The sequence below is a fragment of the bacterium SCSIO 12844 genome, assembly GCA_024397935.1.
Taxonomy (GTDB): domain Bacteria; phylum Pseudomonadota; class Gammaproteobacteria; order Francisellales; family Francisellaceae; genus M0027.
Genome location: CP073743.1, coordinates 797,785 through 819,149, shown reverse-complemented (window position 1 = coordinate 819,149; position 21,365 = coordinate 797,785). Strand labels below are relative to the sequence as shown.

Sequence of the window (21,365 nt, the reverse complement as noted above, 5' to 3'; positions counted from 1 at the left end):
TAAGTGTGCCTGACTGTAATAAACCGTGCAAGTGAATTTTTCTTATGCTAAAGTCTGATATATTACAACTATGATGGAGATATCAGGGGATGCAGCAAGAAAAAGGTTTAACTAAAAAAATCTTAATTGGCATTGTGCTTGGCTTAATTATCGGCCTTGCGTTACATCCTTTTGCTCATGTTAGTTGGATAGATATGTATCTAACAGATGGGCTATTTGATATGGTTGGTAGTATTTTTATTACCTTAATGAAAATGCTTGTTGTCCCTTTAATTTTTGTATCCATCGTCTGCGGTGCTAGCAATCTATCTGACCCTAAATCACTTGGCCGTATTGGTATTAAAACATTATTGCTGTATCTATTAACAACAGCCATTGCCATTACATTTGCTATTACATTTGCCAGTTTATTTCAAATTGGAAAAGGTGCTGATTTTCAGATCGATTTAAATACGATTAAAATCAGTGCGCCTAACACGGTAAAAGATACGATCTTAAGCTTATTTACATCTAACCCAATCGAGGCTTTAGCAGAAGGAAATATGCTTCAAATTATTGTATTTTCATTATTTTTTGGCATCTCCATTAGCTTAAGTGGTGAAGCTGGCGTGAGAATCAAAAACTTTTTTGATGATATTAATGAAGTAATTATGTCATTAGTTCATATTGTATTACGCTTTACACCTTATGGTGTTTTTGCATTAATTGCAAAACTTGCAATTACAACTGAGCCTGAAAAAATTCTCCACCTATTAGGTTATTTTGCCACTGTTTTATTTGTACTTCTTGTTCATTTAATTGTCACTAACTCATTCTTACTTGGCATACTTGGACGCTTAAATCCAATTATATTCTTTAAAAAAATGATACCCACTCAACTATTTGCATTTTCAACTTCCAGCAGTAATGCAACAATTCCAGTAACATTAGAAACCGTAGAAAACCATTTAGGTGTAAATAAACGCGTTTCTGGTTTTACTATTCCACTTGGTGCTACTATCAATATGGACGGTACATCGATTATGCAAGGTGTTGCAACTGTATTTATCGCCCATGTTTATAATATCGATCTAAGTTTAACTGCTTATTTAGTTATTATTGCTACAGCAACTTTAAGTTCAATAGGAACTGCTGGCATACCAAGTGTAGGACTTATTACATTAACACTTGTATTAACTCAAGTTGGCTTACCTGTTGAAGGCATTGCATTAATCATTGGTATTGATCGTATTTTAGATATGGTTAGAACCGCTGTTAATATTACGGGAGATGCAGCTGTTACCACACTGGTTGCTAAAAGTGAAAAAGAACTTGATCTACAATGCTTTAAAACAGCATCTTAAAAACCACTATTTTTTATTTTACTAAGCATATAGTCTATATTTACTGATATAGACTATAAAACAAACATGTGGCTGTAATACACACAATGACAGATCATAATAAACCGATTATATATTTAGATCCTGCATCAATATGTGCTCGCTCTGCGTTAAAGAAAACAGACATTCAAATCACATCAAATATAAATGATGCAAGTCTATTATGGCTTAGAAAAGGATATCGTAACTATTATCAAAAGCTTAAAGCTTTTCAATACCTAAATCATTTTCCAGGTGAAAACAACTTCAGTAATAAAGGCAAGCTCACTGAAAATCTAAAGCTTTATAATCACTTAAATTCATCTACACTCAAACTTTCTGATTTTTATCAAGAAAGTTACTGTTTATATAAAGAAACAGAGATCGATACATTTTTTAGTCAAATGCCAAAAAGTGATAATAAACAAAACTTGTGGATTCTTAAACCAAATAACTTATCAAAAGGTAGAGGTATAAAAATATTATGGCAAATAAATGATTTAAAATCTTTACTATCAAGTCAAAGTAATTATACGCTACAGTTTGATGATCAAAAACCGTGCCAATATATTGCTCAACGTTACATAAAAAATCCATTATTATTAAATAATAGAAAGTCTGAAATAAGAATTTATTGGCTAATTATTTCTCTTGAACCATTAATTGCTTTAATCTACCCTCATGGTACAGTGCGTTTAAATAGTGTAGCCTTTCAACTAGCGTATTTTGATAATCCACTGATTCACATTACCAATATTTATCAGCAAAAAAAATATAATAAAGAAACTAAAAATCTACGGTTAAAGTGGTCATTTGATGAGTTAGATCAATATCTACTACACAATCAAATAACCCAACAAAAATGCTTTAGCCAAGAAGTACTCTTACCACAAATCAAGCAAGTACTACTTTATGTTATCCAAGCAACTAGACATAAACTAAATCATAAAACATATAAAGGAAGTTACTTTGGTCTATATGGTGCAGATTTTATACTCGATAGTCATCTAAAACCATGGCTAACAGAAATTCAGAAAGGCCCAGGACTTAGCTGGAGTGATCCAATTAAAGGTAATATCATACCACCTGCGCTACATGAAACCATTCAAATTATTTCAGAACTCTCCTATAAAAAACGGCTAAATCAAAATCTAAATAGACTAAACTCAATACAGCATTTTCAATATTTGATTAATGAAGCTGATCATTAAAGCTTATGAGCATATTTTTTTTCATGTTTTAATAACCATTCCTTTCTAGAGATACCACCACCATAACCACCTAATGCACCATTAGTATTAATAACTCGATGACAAGGAATAATTAATGCTAATTGGTTCGCACCATTTGCATTTGCCACAGCACGAAATGCTTTAGGGTGATCAATTGCTTTAGCTACTTCTAGGTAAGATCGTGTTTTACCTGGTTGAATTTTTTGCAGTGTATGCCAAACTTTTTTCTGAAATTCTGAACCTAATAAATAAATAGGTGTTTTGAATTCAAATGAGTTAGCTGAAAAATAATCTCTTAATTCACCTTTAATTTGTTCAATAATCTTAGTACTACCTGGGATAACTCCGATTTTAAGACGTTTCCTTAAGCGTTCAATTTCTTTTTCAAGACCTCTGCGCTCAATAAATTCAAGTAAATATAGATAATCATTATCTGCAATTGCAATCATAGGCCCTAAAGGCGTATCTAACCAAGCCGCTGATAATACTTTTCCATCCGCTCTATTAGGGACTGTACCCATAATTTTTGAAAATGCATCACAAAAGCCACTGGCTGATTCATAGCCAGCTTTTAATTGAGACTCTATCACAGATGAGCCTGATTTAATCTGTTTCATTGCAATGCCCATTCTTCTTGATCTTGCATATTCAATAAATGTCATATTAAAACGCTTTTTAAACTGTCTTCTTGCAGTTGACTCATCAATACCAATAGCTTTGAAATCTTGATCTTTCCAACGCTTTGTCGGCTCTTTTTCAACCGCATCAATAAGTTGTTGAATAACATTAGATATTTGATGTGGTAGTAGAAGTGGCTTACAGCGCTGACATGGCCTATAAGATGCTAACAAGGCTTCCTTAGCTGTTTCAAAAAATTCACAATTTTCAAACTTAGGTTTTTTAGCAGGACAAGAAGCATGACAGAAAATACCTGTTGTTTTCACACCAACATAAAAAAGTCCATCATATTTAGAATTTCTTTCAATCAATGCCCGATAGTATTGTTGCTTATTTTCATCCGCTATCATATCACTAACCTTATATTACCTATTTTTAGGCATACTATATCAGGCTTTTTACATCATTGCTTACGAAAATCAGGCATGGAATTTTTTAGTGTTCGCTAGTGATTTCAATCTGCATATCTGAGTGTTTCTCTCTATGACTTAAGAATAGCAACTGTTGATTATTAGAAGTGCTCTCATTAACACACCTTTCAGATACAGATAGGCTAATATGTGAACTATTCTGTTGGAAGAATAACTCCCATTGACTAATTTGATCTTGTACAAACGATGTTTGTGATTGTAGCTTAATACCACTTAACTGATTAGTCATTTCTTGATCTTTTTTATGCACTTTATTCTCTAAGTCAGGCATAGACCCTGATTGAGAAGCATATATAGTATCCTCACTATATGCTTCAATCATAACTCTAACTTCTTTTGCCATATCAGTAGGATCTCCTTGATCTAATAATATTTTAAGACTAATATTAAAATCTCTTAACCCAGAAGCTATTTCAAATAAATTTCTTGAAGCTTTATTTTGCATTAATTTAATAAATGTATCAGCTGAAAATAAATGCATTAAATGGGTCTCTAATTCATCTAATACCTTTTTTGAACCTTCACTATCTTTATACTGCGTAAGTATTTTTTCTAATTTAATTGCTTCTAAGCTTAGTAAATTAAATTTATTAACCAGCTTGTCTATAAAATCATCATCAACACCCTGTTCTAATTTTTCAATATTCCATTTGGCACTTGCAAAATTTATTCCAGGCACATTAACTTCTTTTGGAAAAACTCTAGCATTATTTCTTAAAAGATTACTCTTATTTAAAACAAAGTCATCATGATCATCTATATCTTTTAAGGTAGTGATATTATTGCCAAGCCCAGTATTATTTAATAAGTCGTCACAAGTTTCATTCGCCTTATTTTGACTAATTTCTATGTTTTGCATTTTCTGCTGGAAAAAAGACATATTACTTAAAACGGATATTGTTCCATCATTTAAAGTGACTCCACCATTGCCATCTTTAGATGTCTCCAACAAATTGGAGTAAAGCCTAAATGGTGGTAAATAGGTAGTCTGATGAACTAATTGATTACTATAACGTTGGTTTTGAGATAATACTTCAACCTTATCTTTAGTTATTTGAGGTAAATAAGCATAACCTGGCTTATCAGCTGTATAGGCATCACCTTTACTAAATATACGATCTACATAGAATTGATTTAAACCAAGTACAATTGCATTTTCAAGATGCAAATTTTTATTTTGATTACCTGCATAGACTGCTACATCCACCCAAAAAGCATATATTCTAGCTGCATCCTCAATTGAGTTTGCATTTAAAATATCTGATATTACTCTAAATGTAATCCTATCAAAGTCTGAAGCTAGTGCTTGATTAAGCTGCCCCCTACCTTGACTGTTTAGTCCTAAAGCAAGATCATAGGCTGCAAATTCACTTCTTATTTTCCAATCTAAACTATTTGCATATAATTTTACTTGCTCTTGGTAACCATTTTGTTTCTCACTTGAAAATCTATTTTTAATTGAATACCTAAATATAGATTCTGGAGAGCTTGTCATACGATATCTTTTCTTCATATGAGCTAATAAAGTTAAAAATTCTTGATGAGTCACATTCCTTGCCTTAGCTTATAGTCATAATATTATTTTACAGACAAAAGTGCAAATATCGACCAAAATATTGTTTCATAAATAATCAGATATATTTGGATTTTTCTATGCGCCTTCTGGTTCAAACTTAACTATCTATTACTAATATAAGCTTCGACTTCACTAATTAATTTATCTAATAAATCCTTAGCACTTAACTGAGTTGCTAAGTGGATATTTTGTCCTGCCCATAAGGACATATAATCAGTATTTCCTTGTTTTTTAGCTTCATTTCTCATCTTTGTGGTTAGTTTATTTTGAATCGGATAATCTAAAATTATTTGTCTATGTTTTTGCATACATTGAATAAATTGATTATTTAAACCTCTAGCTAGCTTTCCAGAAAATACACTTGTTAATGTTGTTGTATCTTCTGTTTGTTCTAAAAGTAATTTCTTATAAGCTTGATGAATACCAGACTCATCAGCACATAAAAACGCACTGCCTAACTGAGTAGCTGATGCGCCTAGGCGCATTAATTTTGCAATACTTGCACCATTCATAATACCGCCAGATGCTATGACTGGAAGATTGACCTTAGCAATTACTTGATTTAATAAATCAGCTAATGGAATTAATGAATTTTCTGCCTTATCTAAAAAACTACCACGATGTCCACCAGCTTCGCTACCTTGTATCACAATAGCATCAACTTGATAGTTTTCAAGCAAACAAGCCTCTTCAAGTGATGTTGCCGTCGCTATAACAACTGAATTAATCTTTTTAAATTGATTAATAATCTCTAAGCTAGGAATACCAAATGTAAAACTAACAACAGGGACGTTTTTTGCTAGAAGCACACTCACTTGCTCTTCAAATACTGGTGCATAAGGTGCAGCTACAGGCTCAGTTATAACACCCAATATATCACTACATTGATTAATTACATCACAAACTTTTTGCATATGTTGAGTCGTTGCAGTATGTGCCTCTGGCGTAAAGAGATTAACTGAAAAAGGCTTTTCTGTTAATTTATAAATATTATTAATTGTATTATTAATCTGATCTGCTGATAGATAACCCGCACCTAAAGAGCCTAGCGCACCATAATTAGAGACAGATGAAACAAGCTCAGCAGTAGTAGCACCACCAGCCATTGGCGCTTGAATAATTGGATATTTTATTCCTATTCGATGTGTTAAATATGTTTTATTCCACATAACCCTTTCAACATAATGTAAAAGTTAATCACCTTGAGGTATAGGATCACCTAAATCTTTATTAGGCTTCTCAGATTTTGTCTCTTTTGTATCATCAGACACTTGGGCACCTTCTGTTTTAGTTTTATTATTATTCTTTTTATCGCCCAAATTAACTGTCCAGTCTCCAGGCTCACGAACTGGTTTTCGATCCATTAAGTCATCAACTTGCGCCGCATCTAAAGTTTCATACTTCATTAATGCATCAGCCATTGCATGTAAAATATCAAGATTATCAGCTAATAAACGATTTGCACGTGCATAGTTACGGTCAATAAGATCACGCACTTCAATATCAATATTACCTGCTGTTTTTTCAGAAAATGCTGGTGCTGAGTTTCTGCCCATTGAATGGCCTAAGAATGGATGTTCATCTTCTTCGGCATATAATAATGGCCCCATTTTATCAGATAGACCCCACTTAGTTACCATACTACGAGCAATATTCGTAGCCACTTGAATATCATTAGCCGCACCTGTTGTGACATTTTCATCACCAAAAATAAGTGCTTCAGCAATACGCCCACCATATAATGATGATAAACGACTTTCTAATTCTTCTTTACTTTGACTAACTTGATCCCCTTCAGGTAAATACATAGTAACACCCAAAGCACGTCCGCGCGGAATAATACTTACTTTATAAACAGGGTCATGTGACGGCACTAGACGTCCAATAATTGCATGGCCTGCTTCATGATAAGCCGTTAAACGTTTTTCATCTTCACTCATTGCCATTGAGCGACGCTCAGTACCCATTAAAATTTTATCTTTAGCAAGCTCTAGCTCTTCCATACCAACTTTGTTTTTATTAAAACGCGCTGCAAATAATGCTGCTTCATTAACAAGGTTTGCCAATTGAGCACCTGAAAAACCAGGTGTACCACGAGCAACCCAGTCAGCGCGAACATCATCAGCAATTGGTACATTTTTCATATGAACTTTTAAAATCTGCTCACGTCCTTTAACTGAAGGTAAACCAACAGTTACTTCACGGTCAAAACGCCCAGGACGTAAAAGTGCTGGATCTAATACATCAGGTCGGTTAGTTGCTGCGATAACAATAACACCTTCATTACCTGAAAAGCCATCCATTTCAACTAACATCTGATTTAATGTTTGTTCACGCTCATCATGACCTCCACCTAAGCCTGCACCACGATGACGACCAACTGCATCAATTTCATCAATAAATATGATACAAGGTGAACGCTTTTTGGCTTGCTCAAACATATCACGTACGCGAGAAGCACCAACACCAACAAACATTTCAACAAAGTCTGATCCAGAAATTGAGAAAAATGGGACTTTAGCTTCCCCTGCAATGGCTCTAGCTAATAAAGTTTTACCAGTTCCTGGAGGACCAACCATTAACACGCCTCGAGGAATTTTGCCGCCCAAACGTTGATATTTAGTTGGGTCTCGTAGAAAGTCAATAATTTCAGCTACTTCTTCTTTGGCCTCATCAACACCTGCAACATCATCAAGTGTTACTTTAACTTGGTCTTCGCCTAATAGCTTAGCTTTACTTTTACCAAAGGAGAATGCACCACCTTTACCACCACCACTCATAGCACGCATTAAGAAAATCCAAATAATCACTAATAGAATAATTGGAAATCCATTAATTAACAGTCTAAGTAAAAGGCTGTCTTTTTGAGGTGGTTTGGCTGTAATATCAACCTTATGTTTTAGCATTTGATCAATTACAAATGGATCATTCCAAGGTAAATTAGTATTAAATGATTGCCCAGAAGCCGTTCTTCCAGTAATCGCCCTACCATCAATATAGACAGACCGAACCTGATTGTTGTCAATCTGATTGATAAAATTCGAATAACTTAGTGTATCCGTAGAAGCACTTTGGCGGTTAAAACTAGAAAATAAAGCAATTAAAATGCCTGCAACAACCACCCAAAATAAGACATTCTTCCACATATCATTTTTCATCTAAAAGCGACCTCTACCTTCTTAAAATAACTAATTACAACAGTAAGTATAACATAATGATCTGTTAGTATCATCTATAGTTCATTTTCATTGTATTGTTGGACATGATATCACCATAAGCTTCAAGTTTCCAATGATCTGTAGCAAACTGATGCGTAATTGGAATCATTCTGCCTACGCCAAACGAGCGATGTTGAAGCCGAATAATAGGCGGCGCCTGTTTTCGCTTGAACTCCGCTCGATCAATTAATGATAATATTTCTTGAATTTCTTCTGCGGTTAATTGGCATGAAAGTCTTTTTAACTCAATAACTTCATCTTCTTCTAATAAATCACCTTCAATCGATAGTTTTAGTACTGCATCTAATAAATCATAAGGTGGCAGACTATCAGAGTCTTTTTGACCTTCAGATAATTCAGCAGAGGGTGCTTTTTTTATAATCGATTTAGGTATTAAATGATCTTCAGTAGTATTAATATATTCAGCCACTTGATATACATCGGTTTTATATAAATCTCCTATGATGTTAATACCACCATTCATATCACCATACAGTGTTGCATAGCCAACAGATAATTCACTTTTATTGCCACAAGAGATAACTAACAATCCAAACTCGTTGGCATATTCCATAACGACTCTTCCTCGAATTCTTGCTTGGATATTTTCACAAGTTAAACGAGAAGGCTCTTTTTTAAAGGCATCATTAAAAAGGCTGCAACTAAGCTGATAGTCTTTACTAATCGGTCGATTATATAATTTAACACCTAAATTTTGACAAAGTAGCTCAGAGTCACTAACACTACCGATTGATGAATAAGTCGAAGGCATTGTAATAGCACATACACGCTCTTTACCTAATGCTAATGTTGCAATGGTTAATGTTAAAGCACTATCTATACCGCCAGATAATGCGATCACAACACCTTTAAAGCGGCATTTTTCTACATAATCTTTCAAACCAAGTTTCATTTGCTCAAGAAAAAAAGCTTCTTTAATATCTTGATTAAAATCTAATATTTCAGATTGCATATCAGTATCGACTATAGCAATTAATTCAGAAAAAGCTGGTAATTGATATTTAAGATTACCCTCTTTTGAGACTACAAAGCTTGCACCATCATAGACTATATCATCATAACCACCAACTTGATTTACATAATAACAATCTGCCTCCATTGTTAAGGCTAACTGTTTTAATAATTGAACTCTTTTTTTGTATTTATTATACTCAGAAGGTGAACTATTAAGGGTAATAATATAATCTAGTCGCCCCTGATATGCTTTTAAATTTATCAACGGATGATGAGCATATAATCTTTCTTCTTGATCCCATAAATCTTCACAAATTAGAATACCAATATGCTTATCCCTATACTTAAAAATAGGCGCTTGATCACCTGCTTGAAAATGCCTTGGTTCATTAAAAATGTTATAAGTAGGTAATAACTGCTTATGATAGGTATGTATAATTTCACCTGAAGCAATCACTAAAGCTGAGTTATAAAACAGCTTACCCTGGTTTAAGTTTTCTGTAATACATCCTAAAATAATTGCACAGTCATACTGATTAGATAATTTAATTAGTTTTTGTAAATACTGATTTTGTTGTTGAATAAAGCCATTTCGTTCAACCAAGTCAAATACATAATATCCACTTAGTGCTAATTCTGAAAAGACAATGATATCGCTTTGATCAACATAGTTTTCAATTGCTTGTTTTATTTTTTGATAATTATATTCAAAGTTACCTACTATATAATCAAGCTGTGCTAATGTTACTTTCATCGATAAGCTCACATTTTTATTATTTTTTATTTTGAAATAATTAAGATTTAATTTTGACACCACGCTTAATGCAATAGTAACTAATAACATATAATATAACAATCACAAGGCAAACCATTGCAAATGCAAACCATGGACTAATTATTTTAGTGCCTAAACTTGCATAACGGAAAAAATCAACAATATAAAAAATCGGATTAAATTGTGCAATTGCTTTCCAGAATGGCGGCAGCATAGACAAACTAAAAAAGACACCACCTAAATAAGTCAATGGCAACAAAAAGAAGGTAGACACTACTTGTGTGTCATCAAATTTCTGTGAAAAAATCCCATTAACTAAACCACCTAATGCAAAAGCAAAGCTACTTAATAATAAGGCAATAATCATCAACGGCAGTGAGTAAATACTTAAAGCGCCAAAAAGTATTGCAACGATACTGACTAAGATACCCACAATAAGGCCACGAAATACAGCACCTGATACATAACCAAGAATCATTACATGTGCATTTAATGGCGCAATATACATCTCTTCAATACAGCGTGAAAAACGATCACCAAAAAATGATCCAACAATGTTGGCATAGGTATTATTCGTTACCGCCATAATAATAAGTCCAGGTGTAATATAGTGAATATAAGAAACACCATGAATATAACCAACTCTTGAGCCAATGACTTTACCAAAAATTAAAAAATATAATGTCATTGTAATGACAGAAGGTAATAAACTTTGAGGCCAAATACGAAATATTCGTGTAACTTCTTTATAAAATATTGCTAAAAATGCAAACCAATAATCACGCAATGTCATAATATTCCCCTACTTATTGCACAGTTGCATTATTTTTTCTAACCAAATCAATAAACAACTGTTCTAATCTTGCCTTTTTATTTCGTGCGCTAATTACTTGAACTTGATGCTCGGTTAAGACACTAAAAATATCATTTAATGTGTATGATTTATCTACTGTGACTTCTAGTGTTAATGGATCTGGCAATTCAACCTCAAGTGCTGCTGCATCATTAAATTGATTAATATATTCTATTGGTGTTTTCAAATCAAAAACGAATGTTTCTTTATCAAGATTTCTTAATAATGATTTCATATCCGTATTAGCAAAAATTTTTCCCTTATTCATCAAAGCAATACGATTACACATACTTTCTGCTTCTTCTAAATAGTGAGTCGTTAAAATAATTGTTAACCCTTCTTCTTTATTTAATTTGGTTAATACTTCCCAAATTGCATGACGAATTTCAACATCAACGCCCGCTGTTGGCTCATCTAATATTAATAGCTTAGGGTTATGAACCAATGCTCTTGCTACCATTAGTCGACGCTTCATTCCACCTGATAAAAAGCGGACTTGCGTATTTTTTTTATCCCACAACTGCATTTCTTTTAAGCGCTTTTCAGCACGCTTTTTGGCCTCACTTCTACGAATACCAAAATAACCTGCTTGATTAACTAGAATATTAATAGGTGTCTCAAAGATGGCCAAATTAACTTCTTGCGGCATTACACCTAATAATGATTTTGCCTCAGATGGATCTGTATCCAAATCAACATCAAAAATACGAATGCTACCACTGGTTTTATTTACTAACGATGAGATCATGCCAATAGTTGTTGATTTACCCGCTCCATTAGGCCCTAGTAATGCAAAAAAATCGCCTGCATTTACAGATAATGAGATATCATCAACCGCTTTAAATCCTTTAGTTTGACCATTAATTGGCTTGTATACTTTTGTTACCTGTTCAATTGATAATGCAGCAACACTGCTCATAAAACAACCTTAAACTTAATCTTATTAACAAAATGTATTTTGTAATTTAAATCACTATCATAGTCGGCTTCTAATTGAATGAAAAGCAATAAAGCTTGGCATATATACAATTTCTAAAGAGAGAATGAAATATTATATATACATAAAAAAAACAACTTACGTTTAAAATAACGTCATGTTTAAAAACTAGATTATTTATTAAAATAAATGGTGCCCGGGGCCGGACTCGAACCGGCACGGGAGTTACTCCCGAGGGATTTTAAGTCCCTTGCGTCTACCAATTTCGCCACCCGGGCAACATATTTTTGGAGGCTGAGACCGGAATCGAACCGGTGTCCAAGGCTTTGCAGGCCTCTGCATAACCACTTTGCTACTCAGCCCAACTGGAGCGGGAAACGGGACTCGAACCCGCGACCCCAACCTTGGCAAGGTTGTGCTCTACCAGCTGAGCTATTCCCGCAGCAAGTTTTAAAAATTGCTACCAAGTTAAACTTTAAACTTCCAAGTTTCGCTCACTCAAATCATTTGCTCACATTGGAGCGGGAAACGGGACTCGAACCCGCGACCCCAACCTTGGCAAGGTTGTGCTCTACCAGCTGAGCTATTCCCGCGAAACTGAAAGTCATTATACGGTGCGAGTTCCTATTGTCAACACTCGATTTAACCTTTTTAAGCTTTTTTATTTCCTGCTGATTAATGCGTATACAATTCATGCTCAGCAAAGAAAAAAGCAACTTCATTAGAAGCAGTTTCTTGTGCATCAGAACCATGAACCGCATTAGCGTCAATGCTATCAGCAAAGTCAGCACGAATTGTTCCAGGTGCTGCTTCTTTAGGGTTAGTAGCTCCCATTAACTCACGGTTTTTCAAAATTGCATTTTCACCTTCTAGTACTTGCACCATGACAGGGCCTGAGATCATAAATTTCACTAAGTCATTAAAAAACGGACGTTCTTTATGTACCGCATAAAACTGAGATGCTTCTCTTTCTGATAAGTACATCATTTTAGATGCAACAACTTTTAAACCTGCTTTTTCAAAGCGGCTATAAATCTCACCAATTACATTTTTTGCAACTGCATCAGGCTTGATAATTGATAAAGTACGTTCTACTGCCATTTTTTTCTCCTCATTTTATAGCAAATTTTATTAAAACATATTTTTTAATATTTTGTGCTCGGCATTATAATAGAGTCAATTCAATATGCCCAGAGCCGAAGATAATTTTTTATGAAAAATTCTTCAAAAAGCGCTTGACCTAGCTATAAGAATTCGGTTTAATACGTCACATCGGCCAGATAGCTCAGTCGGTAGAGCAGAGGACTGAAAATCCTCGTGTCGGCAGTTCGATTCTGCCTCTGGCCACCATCCAATTTTATTATTTCATCTTCCATCTAAATAAAAAACTACCCTATAACATCAAATGTATTTTGTTCGTTAACACCAAATAATCTGCGATGCATTTTAAATAAAAATTGATCTGTCATACCACTGATATAATCAGCAATTTACCTTAAAATATTCTAAATGGAAATGAGTGTATTACTCGACAAAGGCAAAAATAAGTATAACGTTAAAAAATAAATAATTATTTTATTTATCAATATATATGATTTACAATATTTTTTATCATCGATTGAAATTAAGTGTATACATAGTGTATACTTATTAATATCAAATAAAATATTGGAATAAATATCATGACTACGCATGCAAAAATTCAAAAATGGGGAAATGGCCTTGGATTACGTATCTCTGGTATTATTCGTGAGTTACCGAAATTCAAAGAAGGCACTAAAGTTGAAATTGAAGTAACTGAGAATGGATTTACAGTTACAAAAGCTGAAAAATGTAGGCAACTTCCTTTCACTGAGTCTGAACTATTAGATGACTTATCTCCTGAAAAAGCACATGCTGATTTACTTGCATCGCCTTTAGCAAGCGAGATAGAGTAACAAAATTATGCCTAAGCCCTATATCCCTGATCGAAATCACATCATATGGCTTGATTTTGAACCGACTAAAGGCAAAGAAATTGGTAAATATCGCCCTACTTTTGTATTATCTTCAAAACAATATAATCAATCTACTGGCCTAATTATTTGCTGCCCAATTAGCACAAGTATTCGTGGCACAAAAACTGAAGTACCAATCTCTAATCTTGAACAACCTTCTGTAATTGCTGCAAGTTTAATTCAAACTCTCTCTTGGAAAGAAAGGAAAGCAAAATTTATTACAAAAGCTGATACTGATGTAATAAATCAAGTGCTTTATCGAATTATTCCATTAATTGGTGCCGAAAATCTTTTCAAGGCGCTATAATTATTTTTGTAAAAATGAAAAATTGAGTATAGCTTTATTGATTAAAAAGCAAACAAACCCAAACCATGATAAAAAAGTTAATTTAAATAAATTTCATAAAAGGCATTGCATCAACCTTAAAAATACGCTAAAAAACCACTTAACTTAAGAGAAATAAGATTGACCTGATAATATTATGAGTAAAAATTTAGTGATTGTCGAATCACCGGCAAAATCAAAAACCATTGAAAAATACCTAGGCAAAGATTTTGAAGTCCTTGCTTCATACGGCCATGTGAGAGATTTACCATCAAAAGAATCTTCCATTGAACCTGATAATGACTTTCTGATGCATTATCAAATCATTGAACGAAATGCTCGCCATTTAGATGCAATTAAAAAGGCAGCTAAAAAAGCTGAAACCATTTATCTTGCAACTGACCCGGATCGCGAAGGTGAGGCTATTTCCTGGCATGTCTGTGAAGTATTAAAAGATGCAGGCCTATTAGAAGGTAAAACTGTACAACGCATCGTTTTTCATGAAATTACTAAAAAAGCAGTCCAAGATGCGATTGAACATCCACGCACCCTATCCAATGAGATGATTAACGCACAACAAGCTCGACGCGCATTAGACTTTTTAGTTGGCTTTAATCTATCACCACTTTTATGGAAAAAAGTTCAGCGTGGTTTGTCCGCCGGTCGTGTACAAAGCCCAGCACTACGCCTCATCGTTGAACGTGAAATTGAAATTGATGCATTTATTACTCAAGAATATTGGAGTATTCATGCGAATGTAACCGCTAAGAATCAACCATTCGATGCACATTTAACTATTTTTAATGGTAATAAACTTGAGAAATTTGATATTGCTGATGAAAATCAAGCAAAAACCGCTGTTGATGCAATTGACCAAACGGCTGAAGGCAAACTAACTGTTTCTAATGTTGAGCGAAAACAACGCAAACGCCAACCAGCGCCACCTTTTACCACATCAACTTTACAACAGGAAGCATCACGTAAGCTAGGCTTTAGTACCAAACGCACGATGATGGTTGCACAACAGCTTTATGAAGGTATTGACCTAAAAGGTGAAGGCTCTGTTGGTTTGATCACTTATATGCGTACCGACTCAGTTAATCTTTCTAATGATGCAATTGATGAAATTCGTCAATATATTACTGATAACTTTAAAAGCACAATGCTCCCAGATAATCCAAGAGCATTTAAAACAAAATCTAAAAGTGCGCAAGAAGCACATGAGGCAATAAGACCAAGCAGTGTTTTACGCCACCCTGATGAATTAAAGTCGCTCTTAAGTGCTGACCAGTTAAAATTATACTCACTAATTTGGAAGCGTACGGTTGCTTGTCAAATGATGCATGCTGTTATTGATACACTAAGTATTGACCTTAGCGCTAAAGATAAGCATATTTTTAGAGCTTCTGGCTCAACCGTTAAAGAACCTGGCTTTATGGCAGTTTATCAAGAAACCAAAGAAGCTAAAAAAGATTCTGAAGAAATGGATAAACAAAATCTGCCAAATTTAGTTATTGGTGATTTGGTTGATTTATTAGAAATTATTCCTAAACAGCACTTTACTGAGCCACCAGCACGTTATAGTGAAGCAGGTTTAGTTAAAGCGTTAGAAGAATATGGTATCGGTAGACCTTCAACTTATGTTGCAATTATCTCAACGCTACAACAACGCGGCTATGCTGAAATAAAACAAAAGCGTTTTCATCCAACAGATATTGGGCGTATCGTTAATAAATTTTTAGTCGAGTATTTCCCACGTTATATTGATTATGGATTTACAGCCAAACTTGAAGATGCACTAGATGAAATATCCTGTGGTGAAAAAGAATGGATCCCATTAATGCATGACTTTTGGAAACCATTTAAATCTCAAGTTGAAACCATCGATCAGTCTGTTAAAAAAAGTGATGTTACCCAAGAAGCAATGGATGAAGATTGTCCCAAATGTGGTAGCCAACTAATGATTCGTTTAGGTAAACGAGGCAGATTTGTAGGTTGTTCAAACTACCCTGAGTGCGATTATACAAGAAACTTGCAAACAGATGGCCAAGAAGATGAAGAATCGAATGAGCCTGAAGTTGTAGCAGATCGTAAATGCCCTAAATGCCAGCATGATTTATTAATTAAACAAGGCCGTTATGGCAAATTTATTGGTTGCTCTAATTATCCAAATTGTAAGCACATGGAACCGTTAGAAAAACCGAAAGATACTGGCGTTAATTGTCCTAAATGTAAAACAGGTGTCATTGTTGAGAAAAAGTCGCGTCGCGGCAAAATATTTTATGCGTGCAATGGCTACCCTAAATGTAAATACTCCTTGTGGTACCCACCACATAACGAAGCTTGCCCTAAGTGCGAATGGCCTATTGTCATTATAAAAACTACCAAAAAACGTGGTGTAGAAAAACTTTGCCCACAAGAAGATTGTGACTTTAATGAAGTACTAGAGTCGGCAAAAGAGAAAGAAAAAGAATAATATTTTTCTTTAAAACCATGCTACATCTATATTAAATTTATGCTAAAATAGCATCGTTTAACCACTTAATAATAGCCATCTATATGAACAATTCTGACTTATCCGATAAATTAAAAAAAATTAAGCTTATTATTTATGATGTTGATGGTGTAATGACTGATGGTCGAATCATTATAGGCAATCATCCAAATGATGAGTTAAAACACTTTAATGTTAAAGACGGTATTGGTATTAAATTACTACAAAAAATTGGCATTAAACAAGTTATCCTAACAGGCAAGCAAAGCGAACTTGTTGAAAAGCGCTTTTCACATTTGGGTGTTGATGCAATATATCAAGGAAAAAGTAATAAAGTTAAAACATTTGAAGAAATTGTCGCATCATTTCAAATCAAACCTGAAGAAATTCTTACAGTTGGTGATGACCTACCTGACTTAGCCTTAATGATGCGCTCTGGTGTTAGCATTACAGTTAAAAATGCACATCCATGGCTTTATGATTATGTTGATTATATTACTCAAGCTAAAGGTGGCAAAGGTGCTGTAAGAGAAATCTCAGATATGATCTTATGCGCTTATGATTTGAAAGAAAAAATCATAAAAGACTATATTGAATTTGGTGAGGCTAAAGTTAATGTTCTTTAGTAAACGCTCTGTTGTATCAACACTTGTATTAGCAGCGCTTGTTGGCTTTACCAGTTGGCTTACCATTGAATCATCTAGTAACTACAGCAGCAAACAAAAACTACCTGATGATTTTATTGAAAACACTGCCACTGATACAACACTCTACCAAATGAATGAAACAGGTAATCTTCGCTATAAAGCATTTGCAACCTTTTTAAAGAAGTTTGCAAATGGTAACGTAGATATGAGCAAAGTTAATATGACAATGGAGCCTCAAAAGCCAGGTGACTTACCTTGGAATATTGTCTCTGATCATGGTTATTTATCTGATCAAAACAACAAATTAAAATTATGGGGAAATGTTATTATCACACGCCCTGGAAGTGGCAAAAAAAAACCACCCTTAAAAATTACAACTTCCGTTTTATATGTCTACCCTAATAAAGATTATGCAGAAACTGATAAATTCGTTAAAATGGAACAAGTTGGCAGCAAAAACGTTATTACCGGCGTAGGTATGAAAGCGCATATGCACCCTGAAAAAATACAACTATTATCCAAGGTAAAATCATATTATGAAAGCAGCAAAAACGATAATTAAATTACTTAACATAACGCTGTTATCTTTAGCTCCTTTAACGTTATTCGCCCAAGAAGATCAATCGAGCAATTTTTTTGGTAAGGATGCTGCAGAGGATGGTCCAATTACAATCTGCAGCGACTCATTACATTATGATCAAGGTAAGAATGTTTTAATTTATGAAGGCAATGTTATTATTATGCAAATTAAAGACATTAAACTTTCTTGTGACCCTTTAAATAATCATAACCAAACTAAACAAATATCAAAAGCTTCACTATGGGTTCCTCCTTCTGAAAAATCTTACAATACACTTCAACAAAAAGAATTGAATATTGCAAAATCATTATGCAAACAACAAGGCAAATGCCGTTATATGAGCGGACAAAAATTAATTGTCTTTTTAGATGAAGCTGGCCAAGCAAAACAGATACAAATGCTTGTTAATGATCAAAAATCTAAACTTCCAGTTGCTAAATATTATTCCTTGTCAACTGATAAAAAAAATAAACAAACGCCTTCTTATGCCTATAGTAAAATTATGCAATTTCAACCCAAAAAAAACTTACTTACTCTTGAGAAAAATGCATTTGTCCAGCAAAAAAATAATAGTTTTTCAGGTGAAAAAATCACTTATAATACTCAAACAGAGGTTGTCAATGTCCCTAAACAAGATTTCCAACGTGCCACAATGATTATCTCCCAAGAAGAAACCAACCAAGTCAAGGGAGCCAAATAAATATGAACACAACAACCATAAATCAAAATGCAGCACACACCCTAAAAGCTGAAGCACTTGCCAAGCGTTATAAAAAACGTTGGGTTGTACGTGATGTATCAATTGAAATATCCAGTGGTGAGATCGTTGGTTTACTTGGCCCAAATGGCGCTGGTAAAACAACTTCATTTTATATGATTGTTGGTTTAATTCGAGCTAATCGAGGCAGTGTTTTTTTAGATGGCAACGATATTACAAGTGCACCAATCCACTGGCGAGCACGTCAAGGTATTGGCTACTTACCTCAGGAAGCTTCTGTGTTTCGTAAATTAACTGTTGAACAAAACATCATGGCAATTTTAGAAACACGTAAAGAGTTAACTAAAGCTCAACGTAAAAAGCGCCTAGATGAATTATTAAATGAATTTAGTCTTGATCATATCAGGACAAACTTAGGAATGAGTTTATCTGGTGGTGAAAGACGACGCACTGAAATTGCAAGAGCATTAGCTACCTCTCCTCAATTCATCTTACTTGATGAGCCATTTGCAGGTGTTGACCCTATTTCAGTGATTGATATTAAGAAAAATATTACTTACTTAAAAAATAAAGGTATCGGTGTTTTAATTACTGATCATAATGTTAGAGAAACTTTAGATATTTGTGAACGTGCATATATTGTTAATGCTGGCAGCATTATATCCTCAGGCACACCTGAAGATATTTTAAATAATGAACAAGTTAGACGTGTTTATCTGGGTGAACAGTTCAGCCTTTAACTTAAATCATTTGTAGTCATTTCTATTTTATCTATTATAAAAAATTAAAAATTCAATTACTTATTTGGCATTTTCACTATTCTTATACTACTTTTAAATGGGAAGATTGAAAAACTGTCAAAAGGAGGCAGACTAATGCTAAAAAAAATATCATACCTAGTTATAGCACCTGCATTTCTCATAACAAGCTCACTTGTTTATGCAGACCAAGAAGTCATTGCTCCTGTAGCATCTTCTTCAGCAGCAAGCACACAAATGGTTAATGACAGTGCTCAATCAGCATCTAGCGCAAAATCTGCATCAAGTTCCGCAAATACTGCTAAAAATATGAGTTCTGCCTCTGCAAAACCAATGCAGCATCAGTCGATGTATTACAACTATGGTGAACTACCAAAACCTAAGCGTTACGTTCCTCCCCCATCATTCCACTTGATTGTTGGTGGTCAAATGGGTTATGGATTTTTAAGTTCTGATGATGTTAGTGGTTATACAACTGACAATGACGGTAACCTTTTTGGTGGTATTTTTGTAGGTGGTGACTATATGTGGAATAAACACTTTGCAACAGGACTTCAAATTGGTTATTACTATGGTCATGATTTATTGAAATATCAAGGCAATGGCGGCCTTGGTGATGCTAAAGTAAAAGATACGATGGTTGTGCCTTTACTAGCAACTGCAAAAGTACTCTTACCATGGAACTTTAATGTTTTTCTTAAAGGTGGGGTCGCTTATGTTAATCAAGATATAAATGATAAATCTCATATTAATTATAATGGCGTTTTATCCGGTGGTGTTGGTTACAGCTGGCATAACTGGGATTTATTTGCTGAATATATGTATGTATTTGGTGATGAAGGTGCATTTGGTGATCAAGCAAAAACTTTACCTGTTAATGCTATAACCTTAGGCTTAAGCTATGCATTTCCATTTTAATTAAAAAATGCTTTAAAATCTCATTAAAAAGCCACTAGATTAACACCAGTGGCTTTTGTATACTTGAAGCATCTAATTTTGATTAACTAAACAAGGAGACTTTCAATGTTTAGAAAAACTGCCATTGCTTCTGTTTTAATTCTAAGCACAAGTACGCTAGCATTAGCTGATCAAGGAGATGCAATCGTCTCACGCAATCAAGTCAGCTTAAGCTCATATGATTTATCTCAAAGAAATTTGGATAATGACCAGTATTTATATGCACCAAAGAAAACCAAACAACTTTCAGGTTTTTATATTGGCGCCCAACTTGGTGGTGCAACGCTAAATTCAAATAATTCTTCTTTCTCAACAAACACATCAAGTGATATCTCTAAAGATAATGGTAATTTATATACCGGAATTATTGTAGGTTTTAATTATGCATTAAACGATATGTTTGGCTTAGGTGTAGAGACAGGCTATAACTATGGCTATGAATTAAATAAATTAAGTGTTTCAGGCAAATCAGCAAATATTAGTGTTAGCACTGTACCAGTATTTTTAACTGGTAGCTTGATGTTTTCTACTGGATTTAACTTATTTGCTAAAATTGGTGGTGCTTATGTAAGAGAGTCTAACTCAGGCTTTGATAGTACAACTTTAACTGTCTCAAATGGTGATGGTACTGCTAATGCCTTTAATTTTGCATTTGGCTTAGGCGCTGGCTATTTCATTAATAACTTCAATATCAAAGTTGAGTATGACTATATTGCTGGTAGTAGTAATCCATCAAGTGATAGTGCAACATTCCCAATTAATGCATTAACATTGGGTGTTACTTATACCTTCCCTAGCGCCATTCAGTTCTAGTAAACACAAATAACAATGTAAATATATTTTCGAGACGTGA

General features: G+C 34.1%; 19 protein-coding genes and 5 tRNA genes. 12 read left to right on the top strand and 12 right to left on the bottom strand.

The features are described from left to right. Positions 1-89: 89 nt before the first annotated feature. Both KFE69_03985 and KFE69_03980 read left to right on the top strand, forming a co-directional pair. A complete protein-coding gene (locus KFE69_03985; GenBank protein ID UTW43304.1) occupies positions 90-1,343 on the top strand; it encodes a dicarboxylate/amino acid:cation symporter in 1,254 nt (417 codons plus the stop codon). Between the two features lie 86 nt (positions 1,344-1,429). Beyond that, positions 1,430-2,572, top strand: coding sequence for a hypothetical protein (locus tag KFE69_03980; protein ID UTW43303.1), 1,143 nt, complete (start codon positions 1,430-1,432; stop codon positions 2,570-2,572). Here the strand turns inward: KFE69_03980 and KFE69_03975 are convergent. From KFE69_03975 to ndk, 12 genes are all read right to left on the bottom strand, one after another. After that, complete coding sequence (locus KFE69_03975) at positions 2,569-3,621, bottom strand: bifunctional transcriptional activator/DNA repair protein Ada (protein ID UTW43302.1); 1,053 nt, start codon at positions 3,619-3,621, stop codon at positions 2,569-2,571. The two genes, KFE69_03980 and KFE69_03975, sit on opposite strands and share 4 nt — an antisense overlap. Before the next feature lie 85 nt (positions 3,622-3,706). After that, a complete protein-coding gene (locus KFE69_03970; protein UTW43301.1) occupies positions 3,707-5,251 on the bottom strand; it encodes a hypothetical protein in 1,545 nt (514 codons plus the stop codon). Between the two features lie 128 nt (positions 5,252-5,379). Further along, on the bottom strand, positions 5,380-6,447 hold the full coding sequence (locus tag KFE69_03965) for a nitronate monooxygenase (protein UTW43300.1): 1,068 nt from the start codon (positions 6,445-6,447) through the stop codon (positions 5,380-5,382). A gap of 24 nt (positions 6,448-6,471) precedes the next feature. Further along, on the bottom strand, positions 6,472-8,424 hold the full coding sequence (gene ftsH / locus KFE69_03960; protein ID UTW43965.1) for an ATP-dependent zinc metalloprotease FtsH: 1,953 nt from the start codon (positions 8,422-8,424) through the stop codon (positions 6,472-6,474). An 82-nt stretch (positions 8,425-8,506) separates the two neighbouring features. Continuing rightward, a complete protein-coding gene (locus KFE69_03955) occupies positions 8,507-10,225 on the bottom strand; it encodes an NAD+ synthase (protein UTW43299.1) in 1,719 nt (572 codons plus the stop codon). A 40-nt stretch (positions 10,226-10,265) separates the two neighbouring features. Continuing rightward, on the bottom strand, positions 10,266-11,039 hold the full coding sequence (locus KFE69_03950) for an ABC transporter permease (GenBank protein ID UTW43298.1): 774 nt from the start codon (positions 11,037-11,039) through the stop codon (positions 10,266-10,268). 13 nt (positions 11,040-11,052) lie between these two features. Beyond that, entirely contained in the window at positions 11,053-12,018 is a 966-nt protein-coding gene (locus KFE69_03945) for an ABC transporter ATP-binding protein (protein ID UTW43297.1), read from the bottom strand. A gap of 208 nt (positions 12,019-12,226) precedes the next feature. Continuing rightward, a tRNA-Leu gene (locus KFE69_03940) sits at positions 12,227-12,314 on the bottom strand. Positions 12,315-12,324: 10 nt separating this feature from the next. Continuing rightward, positions 12,325-12,398, bottom strand: a tRNA-Cys gene (locus KFE69_03935). Positions 12,399-12,402: 4 nt separating this feature from the next. Continuing rightward, positions 12,403-12,478 (bottom strand) — tRNA-Gly (locus KFE69_03930). 75 nt (positions 12,479-12,553) lie between these two features. Beyond that, positions 12,554-12,629, bottom strand: a tRNA-Gly gene (locus KFE69_03925). A gap of 82 nt (positions 12,630-12,711) precedes the next feature. Further along, the gene (ndk, locus tag KFE69_03920; protein UTW43296.1) at positions 12,712-13,137 is read right to left on the bottom strand and encodes a nucleoside-diphosphate kinase; all 426 of its coding nucleotides are present in this window, start codon (positions 13,135-13,137) and stop codon (positions 12,712-12,714) included. A 173-nt stretch (positions 13,138-13,310) separates the two neighbouring features. On the opposite strand from ndk, the gene KFE69_03915 reads away from it, so the two are divergent. The 10 genes from KFE69_03915 (at position 13,311) to KFE69_03870 (ending at position 21,325) form a co-directional block, all read left to right on the top strand. After that, a tRNA-Phe gene (locus tag KFE69_03915) sits at positions 13,311-13,386 on the top strand. 332 nt (positions 13,387-13,718) lie between these two features. Next, the gene (locus tag KFE69_03910) at positions 13,719-13,973 is read left to right on the top strand and encodes a transcriptional regulator (GenBank protein ID UTW43295.1); all 255 of its coding nucleotides are present in this window, start codon (positions 13,719-13,721) and stop codon (positions 13,971-13,973) included. 7 nt (positions 13,974-13,980) lie between these two features. Beyond that, complete coding sequence (locus KFE69_03905) at positions 13,981-14,340, top strand: type II toxin-antitoxin system PemK/MazF family toxin (protein UTW43294.1); 360 nt, start codon at positions 13,981-13,983, stop codon at positions 14,338-14,340. A gap of 175 nt (positions 14,341-14,515) precedes the next feature. Further along, a complete protein-coding gene (gene topA / locus KFE69_03900; GenBank protein UTW43293.1) occupies positions 14,516-16,834 on the top strand; it encodes a type I DNA topoisomerase in 2,319 nt (772 codons plus the stop codon). Positions 16,835-16,917: 83 nt separating this feature from the next. After that, entirely contained in the window at positions 16,918-17,478 is a 561-nt protein-coding gene (locus KFE69_03895) for an HAD hydrolase family protein (protein ID UTW43292.1), read from the top strand. Beyond that, positions 17,468-18,061, top strand: a complete 594-nt coding sequence (gene lptC, locus KFE69_03890; protein UTW43291.1) for an LPS export ABC transporter periplasmic protein LptC — start codon at positions 17,468-17,470, stop codon at positions 18,059-18,061. The genes KFE69_03895 and lptC overlap by 11 nt, the downstream gene beginning before the upstream one ends. Then, the gene (locus KFE69_03885; protein ID UTW43290.1) at positions 18,036-18,779 is read left to right on the top strand and encodes a hypothetical protein; all 744 of its coding nucleotides are present in this window, start codon (positions 18,036-18,038) and stop codon (positions 18,777-18,779) included. Before lptC ends, KFE69_03885 begins: the two co-directional genes overlap by 26 nt. 2 nt (positions 18,780-18,781) lie before the next feature. After that, positions 18,782-19,537, top strand: a complete 756-nt coding sequence (lptB, locus tag KFE69_03880; GenBank protein ID UTW43289.1) for an LPS export ABC transporter ATP-binding protein — start codon at positions 18,782-18,784, stop codon at positions 19,535-19,537. 135 nt (positions 19,538-19,672) lie between these two features. Then, the gene (locus tag KFE69_03875; GenBank protein UTW43288.1) at positions 19,673-20,473 is read left to right on the top strand and encodes a porin family protein; all 801 of its coding nucleotides are present in this window, start codon (positions 19,673-19,675) and stop codon (positions 20,471-20,473) included. A gap of 105 nt (positions 20,474-20,578) precedes the next feature. Next, on the top strand, positions 20,579-21,325 hold the full coding sequence (locus KFE69_03870; protein ID UTW43287.1) for a porin family protein: 747 nt from the start codon (positions 20,579-20,581) through the stop codon (positions 21,323-21,325). The last annotated feature ends 40 nt before the right edge of the window (positions 21,326-21,365 follow it).

Bases quoted from the DNA above. Each gene is read 5' to 3' on its own strand.
- KFE69_03985 (UTW43304.1), top strand. From the start codon at position 90: ATGCAGCAAGAAAAAGGTTTAACTAAAAAAATCTTAATTGGCATTGTG.
- KFE69_03980 (UTW43303.1), top strand. From the start codon at position 1,430: ATGACAGATCATAATAAACCGATTATATATTTAGATCCTGCATCAATA.
- KFE69_03975 (UTW43302.1), bottom strand. From the start codon at position 3,621: ATGATAGCGGATGAAAATAAGCAACAATACTATCGGGCATTGATTGAA.
- KFE69_03965 (UTW43300.1), bottom strand. From the start codon at position 6,447: ATGTGGAATAAAACATATTTAACACATCGAATAGGAATAAAATATCCA.
- ftsH (UTW43965.1), bottom strand. From the start codon at position 8,424: ATGTGGAAGAATGTCTTATTTTGGGTGGTTGTTGCAGGCATTTTAATT.
- KFE69_03955 (UTW43299.1), bottom strand. From the start codon at position 10,225: ATGAAAGTAACATTAGCACAGCTTGATTATATAGTAGGTAACTTTGAA.
- KFE69_03950 (UTW43298.1), bottom strand. From the start codon at position 11,039: ATGACATTGCGTGATTATTGGTTTGCATTTTTAGCAATATTTTATAAA.
- KFE69_03945 (UTW43297.1), bottom strand. From the start codon at position 12,018: ATGAGCAGTGTTGCTGCATTATCAATTGAACAGGTAACAAAAGTATAC.
- ndk (UTW43296.1), bottom strand. From the start codon at position 13,137: ATGGCAGTAGAACGTACTTTATCAATTATCAAGCCTGATGCAGTTGCA.
- KFE69_03910 (UTW43295.1), top strand. From the start codon at position 13,719: ATGACTACGCATGCAAAAATTCAAAAATGGGGAAATGGCCTTGGATTA.
- KFE69_03905 (UTW43294.1), top strand. From the start codon at position 13,981: ATGCCTAAGCCCTATATCCCTGATCGAAATCACATCATATGGCTTGAT.
- topA (UTW43293.1), top strand. From the start codon at position 14,516: ATGAGTAAAAATTTAGTGATTGTCGAATCACCGGCAAAATCAAAAACC.
- KFE69_03895 (UTW43292.1), top strand. From the start codon at position 16,918: ATGAACAATTCTGACTTATCCGATAAATTAAAAAAAATTAAGCTTATT.
- lptC (UTW43291.1), top strand. From the start codon at position 17,468: ATGTTCTTTAGTAAACGCTCTGTTGTATCAACACTTGTATTAGCAGCG.
- KFE69_03885 (UTW43290.1), top strand. From the start codon at position 18,036: ATGAAAGCAGCAAAAACGATAATTAAATTACTTAACATAACGCTGTTA.
- lptB (UTW43289.1), top strand. From the start codon at position 18,782: ATGAACACAACAACCATAAATCAAAATGCAGCACACACCCTAAAAGCT.
- KFE69_03875 (UTW43288.1), top strand. From the start codon at position 19,673: ATGCTAAAAAAAATATCATACCTAGTTATAGCACCTGCATTTCTCATA.
- KFE69_03870 (UTW43287.1), top strand. From the start codon at position 20,579: ATGTTTAGAAAAACTGCCATTGCTTCTGTTTTAATTCTAAGCACAAGT.